Here is an 18,927-nt window from a genome sequence, read left to right on the forward strand (position 1 = left end):
TCAGCTGTGGTGAACGTAGGTGCCCGGTGCGGCGTCGAGCGGGGAGTGGGCGGCACCGCCGACGGTGGTGGGGGCAGGAACGGTGGGGCCGCTGCGCGCAGCGAGCCAGGCGGTGTAGTCGGGCCACCACGAGTCTCGGGTGACCTCCGCGCGGTCGAGCCACTGCTCCGGGGTGTCCGCGTCGACGGTCCCGACCCGGAAGGACGCCTTGGGGTTTCCAGGGGGGTTGACCAGCGCGGCGACGTGCCCGCTGGTGGAGAGCACGAACCGGGTGTCGGCACCGCCCAGCAGGGCGGCGCTGCGGTAGCAGCCTTGCCACGGCGAGATGTGGTCGGCGATCCCGCCGATCACGTACGCGTCGGCGGTGACCGCGCCGAGATCGATCGGGGTACCCGACAGCTCCATCGTGCCGGGGGCGGCCAGCGCGTTGGTGACGCCGATGCGGACCAGGTCGCGGTGCAGGCCGGCGGCCATGCGGGTGGTGTCGGCGTTCCAGTGCAGCACGTCGAACGGCGCGGGCGGGCGGCCCTGCAGGTAATTGTTGACCCAGTAGCGCCACACCAGGTCGGTCGGGCGCAGCCAGGCGAACACCTCGGCCAGCTCGTCCCCGTCCAGGTAGCCCCTCGACTGCGAGCGTTCGATCGCAGTCGCGGCGGTGCGTTCGTCGAGGGCGGCGGCGGCGAACCCGGCCCGCGCCTGGTCGAGCACGGTCACCGCCAGGGTCAGCCCGGCAACCCGGTCGCCGTGTCCGGTAGCGGCCAGGTACGCGGCGGTCGTCGCGGCCAGGATCCCGCCCGAACAGCTGCCCTGCAGGTGCGTGCGGCCGGTCCCGGTGATCGCCTGGACGGCGTCCATCGCATCGACGATCGCCGTGACGTACGTGTCGAGGCCCCAGTCCCGGTGTTCGGCATGGGGGTTGCGCCAGGAGATGGTGAACACCTGCTGGCCCTGGGCGACGAAGTACTCGATCATGCTGCGGCCTGGGGCGATGTCGGTGATGTAGTACTTGTTGATCACCGGGGGCACCATCAACAGCGGCACCTCGTGCACGGTGGCGGTGTGCGGCGCATACTGGATCAGCTCGAGTACCGGGGTCCGCAGCACCACCGCCCCGGGTGTCACCGCGACGGTCTCGCCGAGGGTGTAGGCACCGGGTTCGACCATGGCGGGCACCCGCGGCTTGGTGGCCATGTCGCAGGCGAATGCACGCGCCCCGCGCAGCGCGGACAGTCCGCCGGTGTCGATGAGCGCCTTCCATCCGAGCGGGTTGAGTACCGGATTGTTGCTCGGCGCGAGACCCTCGACGAGGTTGTCGAGCACGAACCGCATCCGTTCGGTGTCGCGCCAGTCCAGGCCGGCGTCGGCGAGCAGGGCATAGGCGGTGTCGGCGGTGGCGAGGTAGGCCTGCATGCTGCGACGCAACCACGGGTTGTGCTGCCATGCCGGGTCGGTGAATCGCTTGTCGCCCTTGGCGGGTGCGCGGTCGGCGCGGCCGGCGGCGACGGCGGCGAGCTCCCTGGCCAGCGTTCCGCCGCGGTGCGCGAGCGTGCCGGGGCGCGCGGCCAGCCCGCCCGCGAGCCGGGCCCAGCCTCGATCGGGCAGCATCCGGCGGGCCAGACCGCGGGCCGAGCCGGCCAGCAGCAGGTCCACCGGCGCGGCGGGTTCGTCGGAACGGTGCACGGGCTCGGTGGTGGTGACGGTGGTGGTCATGCTCGGTTGCTGCTGCTTTCGAATGTGGGGATGGTGATGTCGCGACGCAGGATCTTGCCGGTGGGGCCCTGGGGCAGGGAGTCGAGGATCCAGACGTGGCGCGGATACTTGTAGGCGGCGACGCGCTGTCTGACGAATTTCACGATCTCGACGGGGTCGGCGCTCATGCCGACTCTGAGCGTGACCGCGGCGCCGATCTCCTCGCCGAGGGTGTCGTGCGGGATGCCGACCACCGCGGCCGCCGCCACGGCAGGATGCTCGTAGACAACCTCCTCGATCTCGCGGGGGTAGACGTTGAACCCACCGCGGATGATCAGGTCCTTCTTTCGGTCCACGATGTAGAAGTAGCCGTCGGTGTCCATGCGGCCGATGTCGCCGGTGGCGAACCAACCGGCCGCGTCGATCGCGGCCGCGGTCGCCTCGGGCAGGTTCCAGTAGCCCTTCATCACGTTCGGTCCCGCGATCTGGATCTCGCCGGGTCGGTCGGCCGGTACCTCGACACCGGAGCCGTCCACCACGCGCATCCGCACCCCCTCGATCGGGGTGCCGATCGAGCCCGTCTTGCGGACGCGGTCCGGGTGATTGAACGAGGCGACCGGCGAGGTTTCCGACAACCCGTACCCTTCCAGGATCACCGCGTCGAAGGTCCGCTCGAAGTCCTCGAGAACCGCCACCGGCAACGATGCACCGCCGGACACGCACACTCGCAGGCTCGCCGTCGCCGCCGCGTCGAATTCCTCTGCGACACCCAGCATCGCGGCGTACATCGTCGGCACGCCCTCGAACACGGTGACCCGGTCGCGGGCGATCACCTCGGGCGCGGTCCGTGGGTCGAAGCGCGGCACCAGGGTGAGCATGGCGCCCACGAGGACCGAGGCGTTGAGCCCGCACGTGAGTCCGAAGACGTGGAACAGCGGCAGTGCGCCCATCACCACGTCGTCGGCTCCGACCTGGATCAGGGTGCGGGCGGTCACCTCGGCATTGCCGGCCAGTCCGGCGTGGGTGAGTTCGGCGCCCTTGGGCTTGCCGGTGGTACCCGAGGTGTGCAGGATCACCGCGGTGTCCTCACCCGCCCGCGGCACCGGGGCGGCCTGCGCCGGCAGGTCGGCGATCAGCCGGGCGAGGGCGTCGTCGTCCACCAGCCACAACCGGGCGTCGGCCACATCGGCCGCAGCGCGGGCCTCCTCGGCGAACACCGGGGTCGCGAACAGCGCCGCCGCGGCGGTGTTCGTCAGGAAGAACTCGATCTCGCGGGCCTTCAGCAGCGGGTTCATCGGCACCGCGACCGCCCCGCGGCGCAGAATGCCGTAGAACACGATCGCGAACGCCGCGGTGTTGGGCAGCATCACCGCGACCCGGTCACCGGGTGCGATCCCCGCCCGTGCGAGCAGGGTTGCCACCCGCGCCGCGGCCGCGTCGAACTCCGCGAACGACAGCGTGTCCTCGCCGCACCGCAGGGCGGTCTTGTCGGGGTAGTTGCGCGCCGACACAACGAGATTGGTACTGAGGTTGGTCATGTGGTGGGTCTCCGGTGTGGTTCGAGAAAGGGGTCGTGGTCAATGGTCGTATCCGAGCCGGCGCGGGGCCGAGGGGGCACGCACAGCGCCGGAGCCCAGCGGATGGAGCCGAGCACCCAGGCCAGCCACGCGATGCGTGCGCCGGCGTCGAGCCGGGTGGGCCTCGGACGAGCGAGCCATTCGGTGGATTCGGCCGGGTGAGTGGTCGGCGCGGTGATGCTCACAGTCCGAGGTCCCGTCCGATGATCTCCTTCATGATCTCGTTGGACCCGGCCCAGATCTTGGTCACCCGCGCGTCCTTCCATGCCCGCGCAACCCGGTATTCGTTCATGAACCCGTAGCCGCCGTGCAGTTGCACGCAACTGTCGAGTATCTGGTTCTGCACCTGCGAGCTCCACCACTTGGCCTTCGCGGCGTCCACCGCGCTCAGCCGGCCTTCGGTATGCGCCTGCACGCACCGATCGACGAATGCCTGCGCCACCTCGAGCGTGGTGACCAGTTCGGCGAAGAGGAACTTGTTGTACTGGAACGAACCGATCGCCTGGCCGAACGCCCTGCGCTCCCGGGCATAGTCCAGAGTCTCGCCCAGGATCGCCTCGGCGTGCGCGAGATTCGACACCGCCGCGCAGATCCGCTCCTGCGGCAGCATTCGCATCATGTGCGCGAACCCGCTGTCGACCTCGCCGATCACGTTCGCCGCGGGGACCCGGACGTCGGTGAAGAACAGCTCGGCGGTGTCGGACTCCGGTTGACCGACCTTGTCCAGCTTGCGGCCCCGTTCGAAGCCCGCCATGCCGGTCTCGACTGCGAACAGGGTGATGCCCTTGGCCTTCTTCTCCGGGCTCGTCTTTGCTGCCACGATCACCAGGTCGGCGTGGTAACCGTTGGTGATGAACGTCTTGGAACCGTTGAGGATCCAGTCGTCCCCATCGCGTCGGGCCGTGGTCTTCAGCCCGGCCAGGTCCGATCCCGCGGCCGGTTCGGTCATCGCGATCGCCGTGACCAGCTCCCCGGTGCAGAACCCCGGCAGCCACCGCTGCTTCTGTTCCTCGGTGGTCAGCTCCACCAGATACGGCGCCACGATGTCGTAGTGGATTCCGAAACTCGACGCGATCGCCGCACTCACCCGCGAGAGTTCCTCCCCTACCACCGCGTTGAACCGGTAGTCCCCCGCCGCGCTGCCTCCGTACTGTTCGGGTACCTCCAAACCGAGTAGGCCGAGCTTGCCCGCCTCGATCCAGATCTCGCGGTCGATGAACCGCTGCTCGATGATCCGCTCGTGCTCCGGAATCAGGTGGCGTTGCGTGAAATCACGGACCGTGTCACGAAAGGCGAGGTGGTCGGCGGCGTAGATGGTCCTGGTCATCGGTCTTCCTGGTGGGGTGGCGACGGTGGCGTCCGAGCAGGCCGGGCAGGTGGCTGCGCCTGCCGGCTGCAGCGACGATCTCGGAGCTGGTGATGTGGCCCGTCGAGTGCGGGATTCGATCGAGAACCCATGCGGGTCTTCGGGTTGCGACTCCACAGTAGTGGAACCGCACTTCCCGCACTTATCCCTTCGGGTCGGCAAACTGTTCAAATCGGGACAGGAGCGTACCTGCGCCGATGGCATTGCCTGCCGCACGAATCCGACGAGCACCCCGCCGGCACGGGCGCCCGGTCGACGCGATCGTCCGACACCGTTCCGCCCCGCGCCGTCCACACCGCCCCGGAGGCGACGTCGCCATCTCAAGCCCGTCGATCGGACCGGATCCGGCTACAGCGTCTCGAAGTGAATAGTTGATGTCCCACCAGGAAAAGTAATACCGAGAACGGGCACGTAGTGTTAGGTCCATCACAAGAGGAGCAGGTCGGTGACCGACCCCACATCCCGAACCGACACAACCGAACGAACGTGAAAACTGTTGTACACCCAGTTATTTCGAGTTGACGTCAGGACGCGTGGGGCCCGGGACCGACGAGGGAGATCCGCGGGCGAACATCGTTCGTTTCCGCGAGCCACCCGACACCGTACTCCACCCCAATTCATCTAGGAGACAACGAAATGTCTGTCACGAGCGAGACGCCCCGGCGGGCACGAACGGTGATCCCTTTCCGGGTCGAGCCGTTGACCGCCACGATCGGCGCGGAGCTGTTCGACGTGAACCTGGGCGAGGTGTCCCGCGACGACGCGCTGTTCGCCGAGCTGCGGGCACTGCTGCTCGAGCACAAGGTGCTGTTCCTGCGCGGGCAGGACATCACCCGCGCCGAGCACGTCGCCCTGGCCGAGCGGTTCGGTCCGCTCGAGGATCACCCGGTGGCCGGCAGCGACCCCGACCATCCCGGCCTGGTGCGGATCTACAAGGACCTCGGCAGCCCGCCCGAGCACTACGAGAACGCCTACCACTGCGACGCCACGTGGCGGGCGAACCCTCCGATGGGTTCGGTGCTGCGCGCGGTGGAGATCCCGCCGGTCGGCGGCGACACCATCTGGGTGAACATGGCGCAGGCCTACACGCGGCTGCCGCAGTCGGTGAAGGAGCGGATCGAGGGACTGCGCGCCCGGCACAGCATCGAGGCCAGCTTCGGTGCGAACATGCCCGTCGAGGCACGCCACGCCCTCCACCGGCGGTTCCCCGACGCCGAGCACCCGGTGGTGCGCACGCACCCGGAAACCGGCGAGAAGATCCTGTTCGTCAACGCCTTCACGACGCACATCGTCAACTACCACACCCCCGACAATGTGCGCTTCGGGATCGACTACGCCCCCGGCGCCGGGGATCTGCTGCGCTACCTGATCAGCCAGGCCACGATCCCGGAATACCAGGTGCGGTGGCGCTGGACGAAGAACAGCGTCGCCATCTGGGACAACCGATCCACGCAACACTATGCGGTGCAGGACTATTGGCCCGCCGTCCGCAGGATGGAACGCGCCGGCATCGTCGGCGACCCCACCTTCTGAACCGCCCTCTCACCCTCCCCACTCTCACGACAACTCCGATCGGAGCATCACCATGCACTTCCACGACGACGCCCTGTTCCCCGAGAACCAGGAGAAGCTGGTCATCACCGTCGCCCCCTACGGCCCCGAGTGGGACATCGACGACTTCGCCGAGGATCTGCCACTGACCATGGACGAGCACGTGCAGAAGGCGGTGGACTGCTACGACGCCGGAGCCACCGTGCTGCACATCCACGTCCGTGAACTGGACGGCAAGGGCTCCAAGCGGCTCTCGAAGTTCAACGAACTGCTGGCACGGCTGCGCGAGGCGGTGCCCGAGATGATCCTGCAGGTCGGCGGCTCGATCTCGTTCGCCCCCGAAGGCGAGGGCGCGGACGCGAAGTGGCTCTCCGACGACGCCCGCCACATGCTCGCCGAACTCGACCCCAAGCCCGACCAGGTCACCATCGCGATCAACACAAACCAGATGAACATCGTCGAGCTGATGACCGCCGACGACATCGCCGGCACCTCCTTCGAGCGCCCCGAGGTGTACGAGGCCTACCGCGAGATGACCGTCCCGGCCGGGCCGGGCTGGGTCGAGGAGCACCTGCGCCGGCTGCAGGCCAACGGCATCCAGCCGCACTTCCAGCTCGCCGACATCGCCCAGCTCGAAACCGTCGAGCGGTTGATCCGCCGCGGCGTCTACACCGGCCCGCTGATGGTGACCTGGGTCGGTATCGGCGGCGGTTTCGACGGCCCCAATCCGTACAACATGATGGAGTTCGTCCGCCGCACCCCCGACGGCGCGGTGCTCACCCTGGAAACCCTGATGCGCAGCGTGCTGCCGGTCAACACCATGGCCATCGCAATGGGTCTGCACGCCCGCTGCGGCACCGAGGACACCCTGTGGGGCCGCAAGGGCGAGAAGATGACTTCCGTCGCCCAGGTCGAACAGCTCGTCCGCATCGCGAACGAACTCGGTCGTGAGGTCGCCACCGGCAAGGAGGCCCGCGAGATCTACCGCCTCGACGAGCACTACACCGACGCCGACGAGACCCTCGCCAGGATCGGCTTTGCGCCCAACCGCCGCCCCGGTCAGCGCGGCTTCACCCAGCACGCCTGACGCGGTATCCGCGTGACCGGTGGGCGCGACACCACAACCCGGTGCCGCGCCCCCGGGCACGCGAAATCCCGTCCCAGCCAACGTCATCGGTTCCACCTCGGCCGTCGAGCTCGTCCCCTCACCCAGATTCAGGAAGATCATGTCGTCTGTCACCACCACCGCGCCGGAGCGGCCCGCGGCCGTTTCGGCGCCGTCGCGCCGCAGCGGGCGATCCCGGTTCTACCCGTGGCTCGTGTTCGCGCTCACCTTCGGACTGCTGCTGTCGGACTACATGTCCCGGCAGGTCCTCAGCGCGGTGTTCCCGTTCCTGAAAGCCGAATGGGCGCTCTCGGATTCGCATCTCGCATCGCTGAACAGCGTGGTCGCGTTGATGGTGGGGTTGCTCACCCTGCCGCTGTCGATGCTCGCCGACCGGTGGGGCCGGGTGCGCAGCCTCGTCGTGATGGCCGCGTTGTGGAGCGTGGCGACCCTGCTGTGCGCGGTGGCGGGCTCCTACGAGCAGATGCTCGGCGCCCGGTTCCTGGTCGGGGTCGGTGAGGCCGCCTACGGCAGCGTCGGTATCGCAGTCGTGCTCAGCGTGTTCGCCCCGCGGCTGCGAGCCTCGCTCTCGGGTGCATTCATGGCCGGCGGTTCGTTCGGGTCGGTGATCGGCGTCGCATTCGGCGGGGTCGTCGCCGTACAGCTGTCCTGGCGCTGGTCCTTCGCGTCGATGGCGGTCTTCGGGCTGGTCCTGGTCGCACTGTTCTGGGCGCTGGTCAGTGAACGCAAGCTCGCCCGCCACGCCGTCGACGACGACGCGAACACCACCCACACCGCTGCGCCCGGCACGGCTGCACGTGCCCCGATCTCGAGCCTGTTCACCAACCCCGCGGTGCTGTGCGCCTACATCGGCGGCGGGCTGCAGATGTTCACCGCCGCCGCGCTGATGGCGTGGCTGCCCAGCTTCTTCGGGCGCTCCTACGGGCTGGCCGCGGACAAGGCCGCCGCGATGGCCGCGATCTTCGTGCTGCTCATCGGCGCCGGCATGATCGTGTGCGGCTTCGTCGCCGACCGGGCCGCCCGCATCGACCCGGCCCGCAAGTGGACGGTCGCGATCGCGATCAGCCTCGCCGCCGGAGTACTGCTCATCGTCGGGTTCCAGCTGCCGGTCGGCACCGCGCAGCTGGTGCTGCTCGGACTGGGCGCGTTCTTCTCCGCCGGCTCCACCGGCGCGGTCACCGCGATGGTCGCCAACCTGACCCACCCCACCGTGCGGGCCTCGGCGTTCGGCACCACCACCCTGGCCAACAGCCTGCTCGGGCTGGCTGCGGGCCCGTTCGTGGTCGGCGTCCTCGCGGACAAGATCAGCCTCGCCAATGCGCTGCAGCTCGCGCCGCTCGTCTACCTGGGGGCCGTCGTGGCGCTGCTGGTCGGCAAGCGCGTCTACCCCGCCGGCGTCCGCAAGCTCGCCACCGTGTCCGCCGCCTCCACGCAACGGACCGGAACCGAGCAGTGAACTCTCCCGAACCCGAGGCAGGCTACGGCCACCGGCCCGCCGCGGAGGATGCCGTCCGCGAGCTCGCCGAGGCTCCGCAGCTCCCACCGGTCCCCGTCGCGGGCTGACCCCGGACCGTGGCGGCGAACCCCCTGGGGTTCGCCGCCACGGTCGCCGTTCGACGTCGATCCCTGGTGAAGACCTCGGCGCGGCCGGATACCGTGGACCCGACACGGACAGGTCAGGGAAGCGCCGGATGATCACGCGAACGAGGTTCTTCTCCGTTCATCTCTCGAGGTCGGCGCGATCGGGTCCTCCCCCGGACCCGCCGCCTCCGCCGGCGCCGTCGAGCTGGTGAATTCCTGACTCAACGGCCTACGACGACAGCGCCCCCGTCGAAGAGAGGCGGGAAGCGCCGCAGGCCGAACCGATGCGTCGCATCGAGCGCCTCTTCGTACCACTCGCCGATCCCGGCGACCCGAGTGAGGACCTCGGCGCGGCCGGATACCGTGGACCCGACACGGACAGGTCAGGGGAGCGCCGGATGATCACGCGAACGAGATTCTTCTCCGTTCATCTCTCGAGGTCGGCGCGATCGGGGCCGCCCCCGGACCCGCCGCCTCCGCCGGCGCCGTCGTCGGGCCTGTGGTGGCAGCTGGTGGCCGTCGCCGTCCTGCTCGGTGGTCTGGTGGTCGCCCTGGCGCTGCAGACCCCGACGTCGAGCACCCTGTCCTACAGCGACTTCGTGGACCGGGTCGACGCGGGCACCGTCCAGCAGGTGACGATCGACGACCGCGGATCGGCCTACGGAACCCTCTCGGACGACACGGAATTCGTCACCCAGCTGCCGACCGCACTGAACCTCGCCGGGCTCGACGCGAAGCTGCGGGCGAAGCAGGTCCAGGTCAGCGCGGAACAGACCGACGACAGCCCGTGGGCCGCGATTCTGCTCAGCATGCTGCCCTTCGTCGTGTTCGCGGGGCTGTTGCTGTGGGTCGGCCGCCGGGCACAGCGCGCCTTCAGCGGCGGCGGCATCGGGGGCATGGGCGCGTTCGGCCGCTCGAAGGCCCGCGTGATCGAGGCGAACCGGCCGACCACGCGCTTCGCGGACGTCGCCGGGTACGACGGCGTCAAGCAGGAGGTCAGCGAGGTCGTCGACTTCCTGCGGGATCCGGAGAAGTACGCGGCCGCCGGCGCGAAGGGCCCCCGCGGGGTGCTGATGATCGGCCCGCCGGGCACCGGCAAGACACTGCTGGCCCGCGCGGTGGCCGGCGAGGCGGAGGTGCGCTTCCTGTCCGTCACGGGCTCGGAGTTCGTGGAGATGTTCGTCGGGGTCGGTGCCTCCCGGGTGCGGGACCTGTTCGAGCAGGCCCGCAAGAGCCCGCCGTCGATCATCTTCATCGACGAGATCGACGCCATCGGCAGCAAGCGCGGCGTCGGGACCTACGCCGGGAACGACGAGCGGGAACAGACGCTCAATCAGTTGCTGGCCGAGATGGACGGCTTCGACCAGAGCGTCGGCATCGTGGTGCTGGCGGCGACGAACCGCCCGGAGGCGCTCGATCCGGCCCTGCTGCGGCCGGGCCGGTTCGACCGCACGGTGGTGATCCCCCTGCCCACCCAGTCGGAACGGGCCGCGATCCTGGCGGTGCACCTGCAGGGCAAACACTTCGGACCCGACGTCGATCTGAGCGTGCTCGCCCGGGCCACCCCGGGCTTCTCGGGTGCGGATCTGGCGAACCTGGTCAACGAGGCCGCCATCAATGCCGTCCGGGACGACCGCACCGTCATCTGCGCCGACGACTTGTCGTCCGCGCGTGACCGCCTGCTGCTCGGACGCCGCGAGAGCGCCAATGCCCTGCTCCCCGACGAACGGACCTCGGTGGCGGTCCACGAATCGGGCCACGCGTTGCTCGCGGCCCTGTGCCCGCACGCCGACCCGGTGGCGAAGGTGACGATCCTGCCCGCGGGCATGGCCCTGGGATCGACCCAGCAGCTACCCGAGGTCGAACGCCACCTCTACAGCGAGGGATATCTCAACGACCTGCTCACCGTCCGGGTCGGGGGGCGGGCCGCGGAGCTCGTCGTGTTCGGGGAGGGGTCGACCGGTGCCGCCGACGACCTGAGCGGCGCGACCCGCATCGCCGTGCGCATGGTGCGGGAATTCGGGCTGTCCGAAGCGTTCGGCCCGGTGGGGTACGGGTCGGGCGACCCCAACTACCTGCATGCCGACACCAGTGAGCGCAGCCTCGTGCGGCCCTACTCGGAACACACCCAGCAGCTCGTGGACCGCGAGGTCGCCCGGCTGCTGCGGGCCGCCGAGGAACGGGCCGTCGCGCTCCTGACGCAGCACCGGGCGGCGCTGGACCGGCTGGCCGCGATCCTCGTCGAGGAGGAGACCGTCGACGGCGAGGTCGTACTCGACGTGCTGCGGGCGGAGGCGGACGGCGCCCGGCCGCAGCGCCTCGGCACCACCTGAGCGGCGCGCGGGCCGGATCGCACTGTGCCGACATGATTTGCCGCGCCGACATGATTTGCCGCGCGGTGGGGAAACCGGTCTGCATGGCACCTCTCCCCGACCCCGCGACGATCCGGCGCTACCGCATCCATGCGACCCCCGACGGTCACCGGTGGGTGATCGGCACCCACGATCCGTCGCTCGGCATCGATTTCGGGCCGGGCCCGGAGGCGGAGGCCTGGGCGCGGGAGGCCTGCGCCGACCTGGAATCTCCGCCGCCGCAGAACCTGTACAACTGGCGGCCGGTGCCCCCGGGGCTCACGGGCTCGCGGTTCGGGCCCGACCGGGGCATGCCCGGGCCGAGGAGATGACCGCCGGCATGCGCCTACCGTAAACGAGGTGGACGCCCGTGCTCTCGTCACCACGGCCCGCGTCGCCCGGCTGGCCACGACCGGACCGGACGGGCGGCCGCACCTCGTGCCGATCGTGTTCGCGCTCGTCGGCGACGCGCTCTACACCTGCGTCGACGACAAGCCGAAGACGACGAGACGGTTGCGGCGCCTGCGCAACATCGAGAACGACCCGCGGGTGGCGGTGCTCGTCGACCACTACGACGACGACTGGTCCCGGCTGTGGTGGGTCCGTCTCGACGGCACGGCCACCGTCCACGATCCGCGCTCGGAGCTCGGCTCGGCCGGTCTCGCGGCGCTGGCCGTCAAGTACGCGCAGTACCGCGCGGCGCGCCCGTCGGGACCGGTGCTCCGGATCGACGGGCTGCGCTGGCGGTCGTGGTCCGCGGGCGGCGGCTCAGCCGATCGGGCGACGCCACGGCCCGGTGATCGCGAGGGTCAGGCCGGGTGACTGGATGTTGACGAACAGGGTCCTGCCGTCGGCGCTGAAGGCGGGCCCGCAGAACTCGCTGTCGTTGAGTTCGTTGCGTGCGATCGTGAACGGCTTCCCCTCGGCGGTGACGCCGATGAGGTGGCTGATGCCGTCGCCGTCCTCGGCGAGGATCACCCCGCCGTACGGCGAGACGGTGATGTTGTCGGGACCGTCGTAGTTGCCGGTGTCGACGGACGGGTCGGGGTTGACCCCGAACAGCGTCTTCAGCGTGACCGTCTGCGAGGCCGGATCGAAGAACCACACCTGGCCGTCGTGTTCGGCGATGCTGCCGTCGCTCGTGCGGGCGTAGCTGGCGACGAAGTAGGCGCCGCCGTCGCCCCACCACTGGCCCTCGAGCTTGCGGCTGCGGGTCACCTGGTCGGCGGCGAACTGCTCGCGCACCGGTGTGGTGGCGGCGTCGCGGTCGGGGACGTCGACCCACCGCACGGTGTAGCGCACCCCCGGCTCGGTGGCCTGCGACAGGTCGGGCACGTGCGCGCCGCCGTCGAAGCAGGCCATCGCCTGCAGGCTGCCCGCGGTGTCGCCGCCGGGCGACTGGGCGAGTTCACGCAGGGCACCCGGCCCGCCCCGGAAACCCTGCGGGGGCGTCCACCGGTAGAACAGGCCGTTGGGCTCGTCGGCGTCCTCGGTGAGGTAGATCGCGCCGGTGGCCGGGTCCACGGCGACCGCCTCGTGCGCGTACCGGCCGAGGAACTTCAGCGGCACCGGGCTCTTGCCGCGGTTGGCGTCCTGGCTCGCGGGGTCGACCTCGAACACGTAGCCGTGATCGAGCGTGAATCCCTTCGAGCCGGCCCGGTCCTCGGTCTCCTCGCACGTCAGCCACGTGCCCCACGGGGTGATGCCGCCGGCGCAGTTGTTCACGGTGCCGGCGAGGCTGACGTACTGGCCGGTGCGCTGCCCGTTCGGGCTCACGGTGACGGTGGTGGTGCCGCCGCGTGCGCCGGGGTCGTAGGTCAGGCCGTCGACGACGGGCACGCCGAACGGCTCGTCCTTGCCGATCTAGTGGTTGGTCACGATCGTGGAACCGTTGCCGTGCGCGAACACACCGTTGGCGTCGGGATCGCTGGGGACGGGCGTGCCGTCGTCGAGGGTCGTCTCCCCGGAGCGCGACACCACGGTGTACGAGAACCCTACGGGCAGAGCGAGAATGCGCTGGGGATCCGGGACGAGCGGGCCGTAGCCGATCGCCCCGCCGGGGACTGCGGACGCGAGTCCGGGGCGGACGAGCGCCTCGACGCTGCCGGCGAGGGCCACGCCGAGGCCGGCCAGTGCGGTGCGCCCGAGGAATCCCCGGCGGTTCAGTGGTGCCGTCGTCACTGTTCTCGATACCTCCATCGATGCGGTCGGGTCCTCCGGACCGTAGGTGCCGGAAAGCCCGGTTCCGTGGCCGGCGGGTGACCGCGAATCGAACCGGAGGCGAACGTCGCGGGGGCGGTCAGGCGACGTCGGAGTCGACGGGCAGCCCGGCGAGTCGCCACTCGAGCACACCGTCGGCGGCGCGCCGGGCCGGCACACCGTGGGTGCGCAGCAGCCGGACGGCGTCGTGGGCGAGCACGCAGTACCGGCCGCGGCAGTAGGCGACGATCTCCCGGTCCGCCGGCAGGTCGGCGAGCCGCTCGGTCAGCTCGTCCAGCGGCACGTGCAGTGCGCCGGGCAGGTGCCCAGCGGCGTACTCGGCGGCGGGGCGCACGTCGAGCAGGACCACCTCGCCTGTCTCGAGGCGGTGCAGAAGTTCCTCGGTGTCGACGGCGGCGGTGTCGTCCGGGCCGAGGTAGGCGCGCCGGGCGAGCTCGGTGTGCGGGCGGTGCCGCTGGGCCACGCGACGCAGGGTGTCCCACAGTTCGGCGACGTCGTCCCCGGCGAGCGAGTAGAAGATCCGTTTGCCGTCGCGGCGGGACCGCACCAGCCCGGCCGCGCGCAGGGTCTGCAGGTGCGCCGAACAGGTGCTCACGCCGAGCCCGGCGGCGGCGGCGAGCTCGTCGACGCTGCGCGGTCCCTGCGCGAGCAGGTCGAGCAGTTCCAGACGTGCGGGATTGCCGAGCACCTTGCCGACGGCGGCGAACTCGGTGTACAGCGCGTCCTTGGCGGCTCGGTCAGCCACGGGTGGGTCCTTCCTGTGGGGCGCGGGTGGGCCGGGGATGCGTTTCGTACATGCGCACCGCGACGACCAGTCCGGACAGGGCGGTCAGCGCGGCCACGACCCACACGGCGGCGTGGATGCCGAACGCGTCGGCGACGACACCGGCCAGCAGGGCGCCGGCCGCGAAGCCGCCGTCGCGCCAGAGCCGGTACACGCCCACGGCCCGGGCCCGCCAGGCGGGATGGGCGACGTCGCCGATCGAGGCGAGCAGGGTCGGGTAGACCAGCGCGGTGCCCGCGCCGAGCGCGGCCGCGGCGATCGCCCACGGCAGGAAGGAGTCCGAGACGGCGATCACGGCCAGGGCGAGCGCCTGCAGCCACATGCCGGCGACGATCATCCACTTGCGGCCCCACCGGTCCGACAGTGCACCGGTGGCCAGCTGGCCGACTCCCCACACGGCCGGGTACAGCGCCGCGAGGATGCCGATCCGGCCGACGGACAGGCCGGCCGCGGCGAACAGGATCGGGAACAGCCCCCAGGCGAGGCCGTCGTTGAGGTTGTTGACCAGCCCGGCCTGGCTGGCCGAGGACAGGGCCGGTTCCTTGAAGCTGGTCTGGACGAGCACCTGCCGGTCGGTGAGCTTGTCGTGCAGGTGGTCGTGGCGTCCGTCGGCGCGGGCGACGTGGCCGACGGCCTCGAGACGCGCGTATTCGCGGGTCTCCTTCACGGCGAGGGTGGACAGTCCCAGACCGAGAGCCGCGAAGGCGATGCCGAGCAGGAAGGGCGCGGGCCGCAGCCCGTAGGCCTCGGCCAGATATCCGGTGGCCAGCGCGGTCGCGGCGACGGCGGCATACCCGGCGGCCTCGTTCAGTCCCATCGCGAATCCCCGCCGGGCCGGGCCGACGAGGTCGATCTTCATCACCACGGTGGTGGACCAGGTCAGTCCCTGGCTGATGCCGAGCAGCACGTTGGCGAAGATCACCCAGCCCCACGAGGGTGCCCAGATGAGCAGCAGCGGCACCGGGAGGGCGACCAGCCACCCGGCGACGAGCACCGGTTTGCGCCCGTACCGGTCGGAGAAGGTGCCGGCGAAGTAGTTGGTGATCGCCTTCGACAGGCCGAAGACGAGGATGAACGACAGCCCGGCGGTGTAGGCGCGGATGCCGAATTCCTCCTCGGCGAGCAGCGGCAGCACGGTGCGTTCCTGACCGAGCATGCCGCCGACGAGCGCGTTGACGACCACCAGCAGGGTGAACTGGGCGAGGTTGCGGCGCAGGCCCAGTCCGATCTGCTTGTCGGGCGGGGCGGTGGGTGGCGTGGGGGTGTTCATGAGCGCCTTCCGGGACCTGTCGTATGACCGTACGATACGACATTCTACGGAATTATGGAATGTCCCGGAGTGTCCGCCGCGGTCCGCTCACGACCGCGGAGCCCCGGCGTGCCCACAGCGTCACCGCGGCCGCAACCCAGATCGCGGAGAACCCCGCCGCGAGCCACCACCCCGCGTGCGCGAGGTCCACGCCCGCGGCCCAGGACGCGACGGGCTGATACCCCGGCAGCAGTTCGTCGACCGCGGACAGCGTGATGATCGCGCCGAGCACACCGGCGGCGACCACGGACACGGCGGTGACGACGACGTTGAACATCTGCCGATCGCGGCTGGGGATCTGCGCCGATCCGTACATCCGCACCATGGCGATCCCGTTGACCCCGTCGACGGCGGTCATCCCGGCCGCGAAGCACAGCGGCAGGCACAGCACCAGCCAGGTGGCGGCGCCCGAGAGGCTCGCCGTCACCGCGAGCGCGATCAGACCCACCGACGAGGCGGTGTCGAAACCGAGACCGAACAGGAAGCCCAGGACGTAGACGTGGCGGGGATGACGCACCCGTCGCAGCGGCGCCGACAGGACCCGCGCCGCCGCGGACGAGTGCACCTCGTCGGTACCGCAACGTCGGGCGGCGAGCGTGCCGCGCAACGCAACCGCGTTGACCCCGGCGACGAGCAGCAGGAAGCCGCCCGCCACGGCGGCACCGAAGGTCCCCAGGGCGGTGGCGGTCGCACCCTCGCCCGCCAGCAGACCGGTGGTCGACCCGATCCCGGCGACGACCGCCGACGTCGCCAGCAGCACGACGCTGCTGTGGCCGAGACTGAACGCCAGCCCCACCCCCACGGGGCGGCGCCCCTCGGCGACGAACTTGCGGATCGCGTTGTCGATGCCCGCGATGTGGTCCGCGTCGAGTGCGTGTCGGGCGCCCAGACCGTAGGCCGACAGGGCCACCCCGAGGGTGAGCGCGTCGCCGGCCGTGAGACGGGCCAGACCGAGCAGCCCGAAACCGAGCGCGTGGACCAGGACGACCGCGGCCACCGTGGCGGCGACACGCACCCGGGCGGGGGCGTGGGTGCGGACGTCCGAGCGCACGTAGTGCCACGGCGGCGAACCCGGTTGCGGCATCCCGGTCTCCCTTCTCCGGTCGTCTGTCGAAACTCACCGCGATGCCGGCGTGGGCCGACCGCGAGTGCACGGGCACACCCGCCGCGGGCGATCGAGGTGGGTCAGCGCAGGCTTTCCGCGTGCCGGACCGTCGTCTCCAGGTGCCGATCGACGCTGCGCAGGTCGAGTCGCGCGTCGGCGAGGAGGTCGAGGATCTCGAGGAGCGCGGCTTCGGCGGAGTCGCCGTGGGAATGCCGGTCGATGCGTCCGAACTCCTCGCTGAGCTCCTGGATCCGCCGGTCGAACCCGTGCAGATCCGCACGCAACTGCGAGGCCTGCCGGGCCAGCTCGGGAGTACTCATGGGCGGGACCGTCCTTCGAGTCGACGCGCGGGGTGTGCCCCCATCGTGGTGGACCGGGAGAGCCGGCGCCACGGATTCGGCCCGCGCCGGTTCGACCGGATCGACCCGCGGAATCACCTGTGCGATCCTTGCCCGAGTGGGATAATCACCGCCGAGCTACCGGTAATGCACCGCGGGGAGGCGTGGGGAGATGGATCCGGGACGGCAGAGCTTCGGTGTGCACAGGTGGTCGGACGAGCATCTGGATCGGCTGGTGGGAGAGAACCCCACGGACGGCGTGCTCGAGCGGAGCGGCCAGGTCCACGCCGCCCGGATCGAAGCGGCCCGCAGACGCGACGGCGGAACGTTCGACTGGACCGGCCTCGTCGAGGACCCCACCGATCCGGATCGCCGCCTCGATCCCCTGGTGCTGTCCCTGCCGACCGGCGTGACCGAAGAGCAGGTGCACGCGGCCCTGCTGGGCCGGGCGCGCGTCCTGTACGGGCCGCACGTGCTGATCGGGCACGTCTGCGCCCGCGACTGACCGCCGGGCTCACGGGCCGTCGAAGGCCGTGAATCCCACCTCGGACAGCGACGTGCGGAAGCGGTCCCCGGCCGGTCCGAGCCGGGTGATCCACACCAGCACCTCCGACATCGGTGCCGCCGTCGCCGCCACCGGGATGCGCGTGATGCCCTCGTCGAGCGTGGCGGTGCCGACCACCTGGGACAGGTGGAGGGGACCGCCCCCGGCCGGGGCCGTCCGGATCTCGACGCGCGAACCGGCGCTGAGACTGTCGATCCACACCTCACCGAGCCGCACCGGTTGCGCGAACGCGACCGTCAGACCCAGTCCGGCCCGTCCCGCGGGGAGCTGACGCGGATACAGTTCGGTGCTCCACGCCGTGTTCGGGTTCCCGTCGACCGCCAGGTCGGCCGTCACGGCGTTGTCCGCCGCGCCCTCCTGCGCATGGGCACGCACCGCGCGGGGGACGACGGGGCCGGCGGTCCCGCCCTCCGTCGGGGGCGACGCGGCGGCGACCACCGGAAGCGTCGCCGGCGATGCCGACTCGGCACGCGGTCCGCTCAGCGCGGTGCCGGCCACCCAGCCGACCGCCGCGAGACACGCCACGCCCACCAGCGCCACCACGGCCGGCACCGCCGCACTGCGACGGGCGGTGGCCGGGGGCGGCTCCGGCTCCCGTGCGGGTGCCGCGGTCTCGGCCACCGGTTCCGGACGGTGCGGCGGCGCCCCCGGCAGCAGCCGTCCCAGCCGCTCGGCGAACACTGCTGCAGTGCACACACTTCCGTCGACCGCCTCGTCGGCCAGTGCCCGCATCGCCGGTGCACCACCCCGGTCTCCGAGCATGCACCTCAGGGCCGCGCCGAGACCGGCGACGTCGGTCGTCTCGTCCGCGCCGGGCAGCGTCGCGGGGAAGGCCAGGACCGCGGCGCCGGACTCGTCGACCCGGATGCGCACCGGATCGTCGAGGCCCAGGATCGTCGACTGCCGGTGCGCGGCACGCACCGTCTCGGCCAGACGAAGCATGATGCGCGCCGCGGCGGCCGGATCGGGACGGTCCCCGGCGACGTCGGGCAGCGACCGGCCTGGCGTCCATTCGGACACGACCACGCAGCAAGCGGAGTGGTCGGCGACATCGAAGACACGGGCCGCCGCTCCCACCCGTCCGAACGCGGCCGAGGCCGTGCGCGCACACAGCGCGTGGAAGAAGGCACCGTCGTCGCCCGCCGGTCGCGGGGCGACGGTCAGCGCGACGGTGCGGTTCATGACGGTGTCGTGTCCGCGCCAGCACTGCAGGCCGTCGACCGTTCCGTGCCGATCGACCAGAACATAGCGTCCGTCCGCGACGCGCGACCCGGCCGCCGGCTGCCGACTCGGCGGCCCACCCGGAGCCGCACCGTCGTTCTCGGTCATCGACGATCCCCTCCCCGGATCCGGGTCCCTGGCCGT

Annotated in this window: 15 protein-coding genes and 1 pseudogene; 7 read left to right on the plus strand and 9 right to left on the minus strand. The window is 70.9% G+C overall.

Translation table 11 applies throughout. The features are described 5' to 3' along the window. From F1734_RS22455 to F1734_RS22465, 3 genes are all read right to left on the minus strand, one after another. The gene (locus F1734_RS22455) at positions 1–1,710 is read right to left on the minus strand and encodes a PHA/PHB synthase family protein (protein ID WP_203011093.1); all 1,710 of its coding nucleotides are present in this window, start codon (positions 1,708–1,710) and stop codon (positions 1–3) included. Continuing rightward, positions 1,707–3,227, minus strand: coding sequence for a long-chain-fatty-acid--CoA ligase (locus F1734_RS22460; protein WP_203011094.1), 1,521 nt, complete (start codon positions 3,225–3,227; stop codon positions 1,707–1,709). Before F1734_RS22460 ends, F1734_RS22455 begins: the two co-directional genes overlap by 4 nt. A 220-nt stretch (positions 3,228–3,447) precedes the next feature. Next, positions 3,448–4,593 (minus strand): acyl-CoA dehydrogenase family protein, encoded by a 1,146-nt coding sequence (locus tag F1734_RS22465; protein WP_010596806.1) that lies wholly within the window; start codon positions 4,591–4,593, stop codon positions 3,448–3,450. Between the two features lie 675 nt (positions 4,594–5,268). Between F1734_RS22465 and F1734_RS22470 the strand changes: the two genes are divergently transcribed. From F1734_RS22470 to F1734_RS22495, 6 genes are all read left to right on the plus strand, one after another. After that, positions 5,269–6,165: a TauD/TfdA dioxygenase family protein gene (locus F1734_RS22470; protein ID WP_026137573.1), complete on the plus strand. Its 897-nt coding sequence runs from the start codon at positions 5,269–5,271 to the stop codon at positions 6,163–6,165. 52 nt (positions 6,166–6,217) lie between these two features. Further along, positions 6,218–7,270 carry a beta-keto acid cleavage family enzyme gene (locus F1734_RS22475; protein WP_010596804.1) on the plus strand — a complete coding sequence of 351 codons (1,053 nt, stop codon included), beginning with the start codon at positions 6,218–6,220 and terminating at the stop codon, positions 7,268–7,270. 139 nt (positions 7,271–7,409) lie between these two features. Continuing rightward, on the plus strand, positions 7,410–8,765 hold the full coding sequence (locus tag F1734_RS22480; RefSeq protein WP_203011095.1) for an MFS transporter: 1,356 nt from the start codon (positions 7,410–7,412) through the stop codon (positions 8,763–8,765). A gap of 637 nt (positions 8,766–9,402) precedes the next feature. Continuing rightward, the gene (gene ftsH / locus F1734_RS22485; RefSeq protein WP_010596019.1) at positions 9,403–11,223 is read left to right on the plus strand and encodes an ATP-dependent zinc metalloprotease FtsH; all 1,821 of its coding nucleotides are present in this window, start codon (positions 9,403–9,405) and stop codon (positions 11,221–11,223) included. Between the two features lie 83 nt (positions 11,224–11,306). After that, positions 11,307–11,573, plus strand: a complete 267-nt coding sequence (locus tag F1734_RS22490) for a hypothetical protein (RefSeq protein ID WP_010596020.1) — start codon at positions 11,307–11,309, stop codon at positions 11,571–11,573. Between the two features lie 28 nt (positions 11,574–11,601). After that, positions 11,602–12,063: a TIGR03668 family PPOX class F420-dependent oxidoreductase gene (locus F1734_RS22495; protein ID WP_040270206.1), complete on the plus strand. Its 462-nt coding sequence runs from the start codon at positions 11,602–11,604 to the stop codon at positions 12,061–12,063. On the opposite strand, the pseudogene F1734_RS22500 reads toward F1734_RS22495, so the two are convergent. The 5 genes and pseudogenes from F1734_RS22500 to F1734_RS22520 all read right to left on the minus strand — a co-directional run bounded on the left by F1734_RS22500 (position 12,010) and on the right by F1734_RS22520 (position 16,979). After that, a pseudogene (locus tag F1734_RS22500) lies at positions 12,010–13,422 on the minus strand (alkaline phosphatase PhoX). The gene F1734_RS22495 and the pseudogene F1734_RS22500 sit on opposite strands and share 54 nt — an antisense overlap. 118 nt (positions 13,423–13,540) lie before the next feature. Then, entirely contained in the window at positions 13,541–14,206 is a 666-nt protein-coding gene (locus F1734_RS22505) for an ArsR/SmtB family transcription factor (RefSeq protein ID WP_010596023.1), read from the minus strand. Further along, on the minus strand, positions 14,199–15,515 hold the full coding sequence (locus tag F1734_RS22510) for an MFS transporter (RefSeq protein ID WP_017679911.1): 1,317 nt from the start codon (positions 15,513–15,515) through the stop codon (positions 14,199–14,201). The genes F1734_RS22505 and F1734_RS22510 overlap by 8 nt, the downstream gene beginning before the upstream one ends. A 52-nt stretch (positions 15,516–15,567) precedes the next feature. After that, positions 15,568–16,638 (minus strand): HoxN/HupN/NixA family nickel/cobalt transporter, encoded by a 1,071-nt coding sequence (locus tag F1734_RS22515; protein ID WP_203011096.1) that lies wholly within the window; start codon positions 16,636–16,638, stop codon positions 15,568–15,570. A gap of 101 nt (positions 16,639–16,739) precedes the next feature. Next, positions 16,740–16,979 (minus strand): hypothetical protein, encoded by a 240-nt coding sequence (locus F1734_RS22520; RefSeq protein ID WP_010596026.1) that lies wholly within the window; start codon positions 16,977–16,979, stop codon positions 16,740–16,742. 190 nt (positions 16,980–17,169) lie between these two features. Here F1734_RS22520 and F1734_RS22525 point away from each other — a divergent pair, with 190 nt between their 5' ends. Continuing rightward, positions 17,170–17,502 (plus strand): hypothetical protein, encoded by a 333-nt coding sequence (locus F1734_RS22525; protein WP_010596027.1) that lies wholly within the window; start codon positions 17,170–17,172, stop codon positions 17,500–17,502. 9 nt (positions 17,503–17,511) lie between these two features. Here the strand turns inward: F1734_RS22525 and F1734_RS22530 are convergent, their stop codons facing one another. Next, the gene (locus F1734_RS22530) at positions 17,512–18,891 is read right to left on the minus strand and encodes a hypothetical protein (protein WP_064065705.1); all 1,380 of its coding nucleotides are present in this window, start codon (positions 18,889–18,891) and stop codon (positions 17,512–17,514) included. Positions 18,892–18,927: the final 36 nt, after the last annotated feature.

Source organism: Rhodococcus ruber, from assembly GCF_016804345.1.
In the GTDB taxonomy this organism is placed as follows: domain Bacteria; phylum Actinomycetota; class Actinomycetes; order Mycobacteriales; family Mycobacteriaceae; genus Rhodococcus; species Rhodococcus ruber.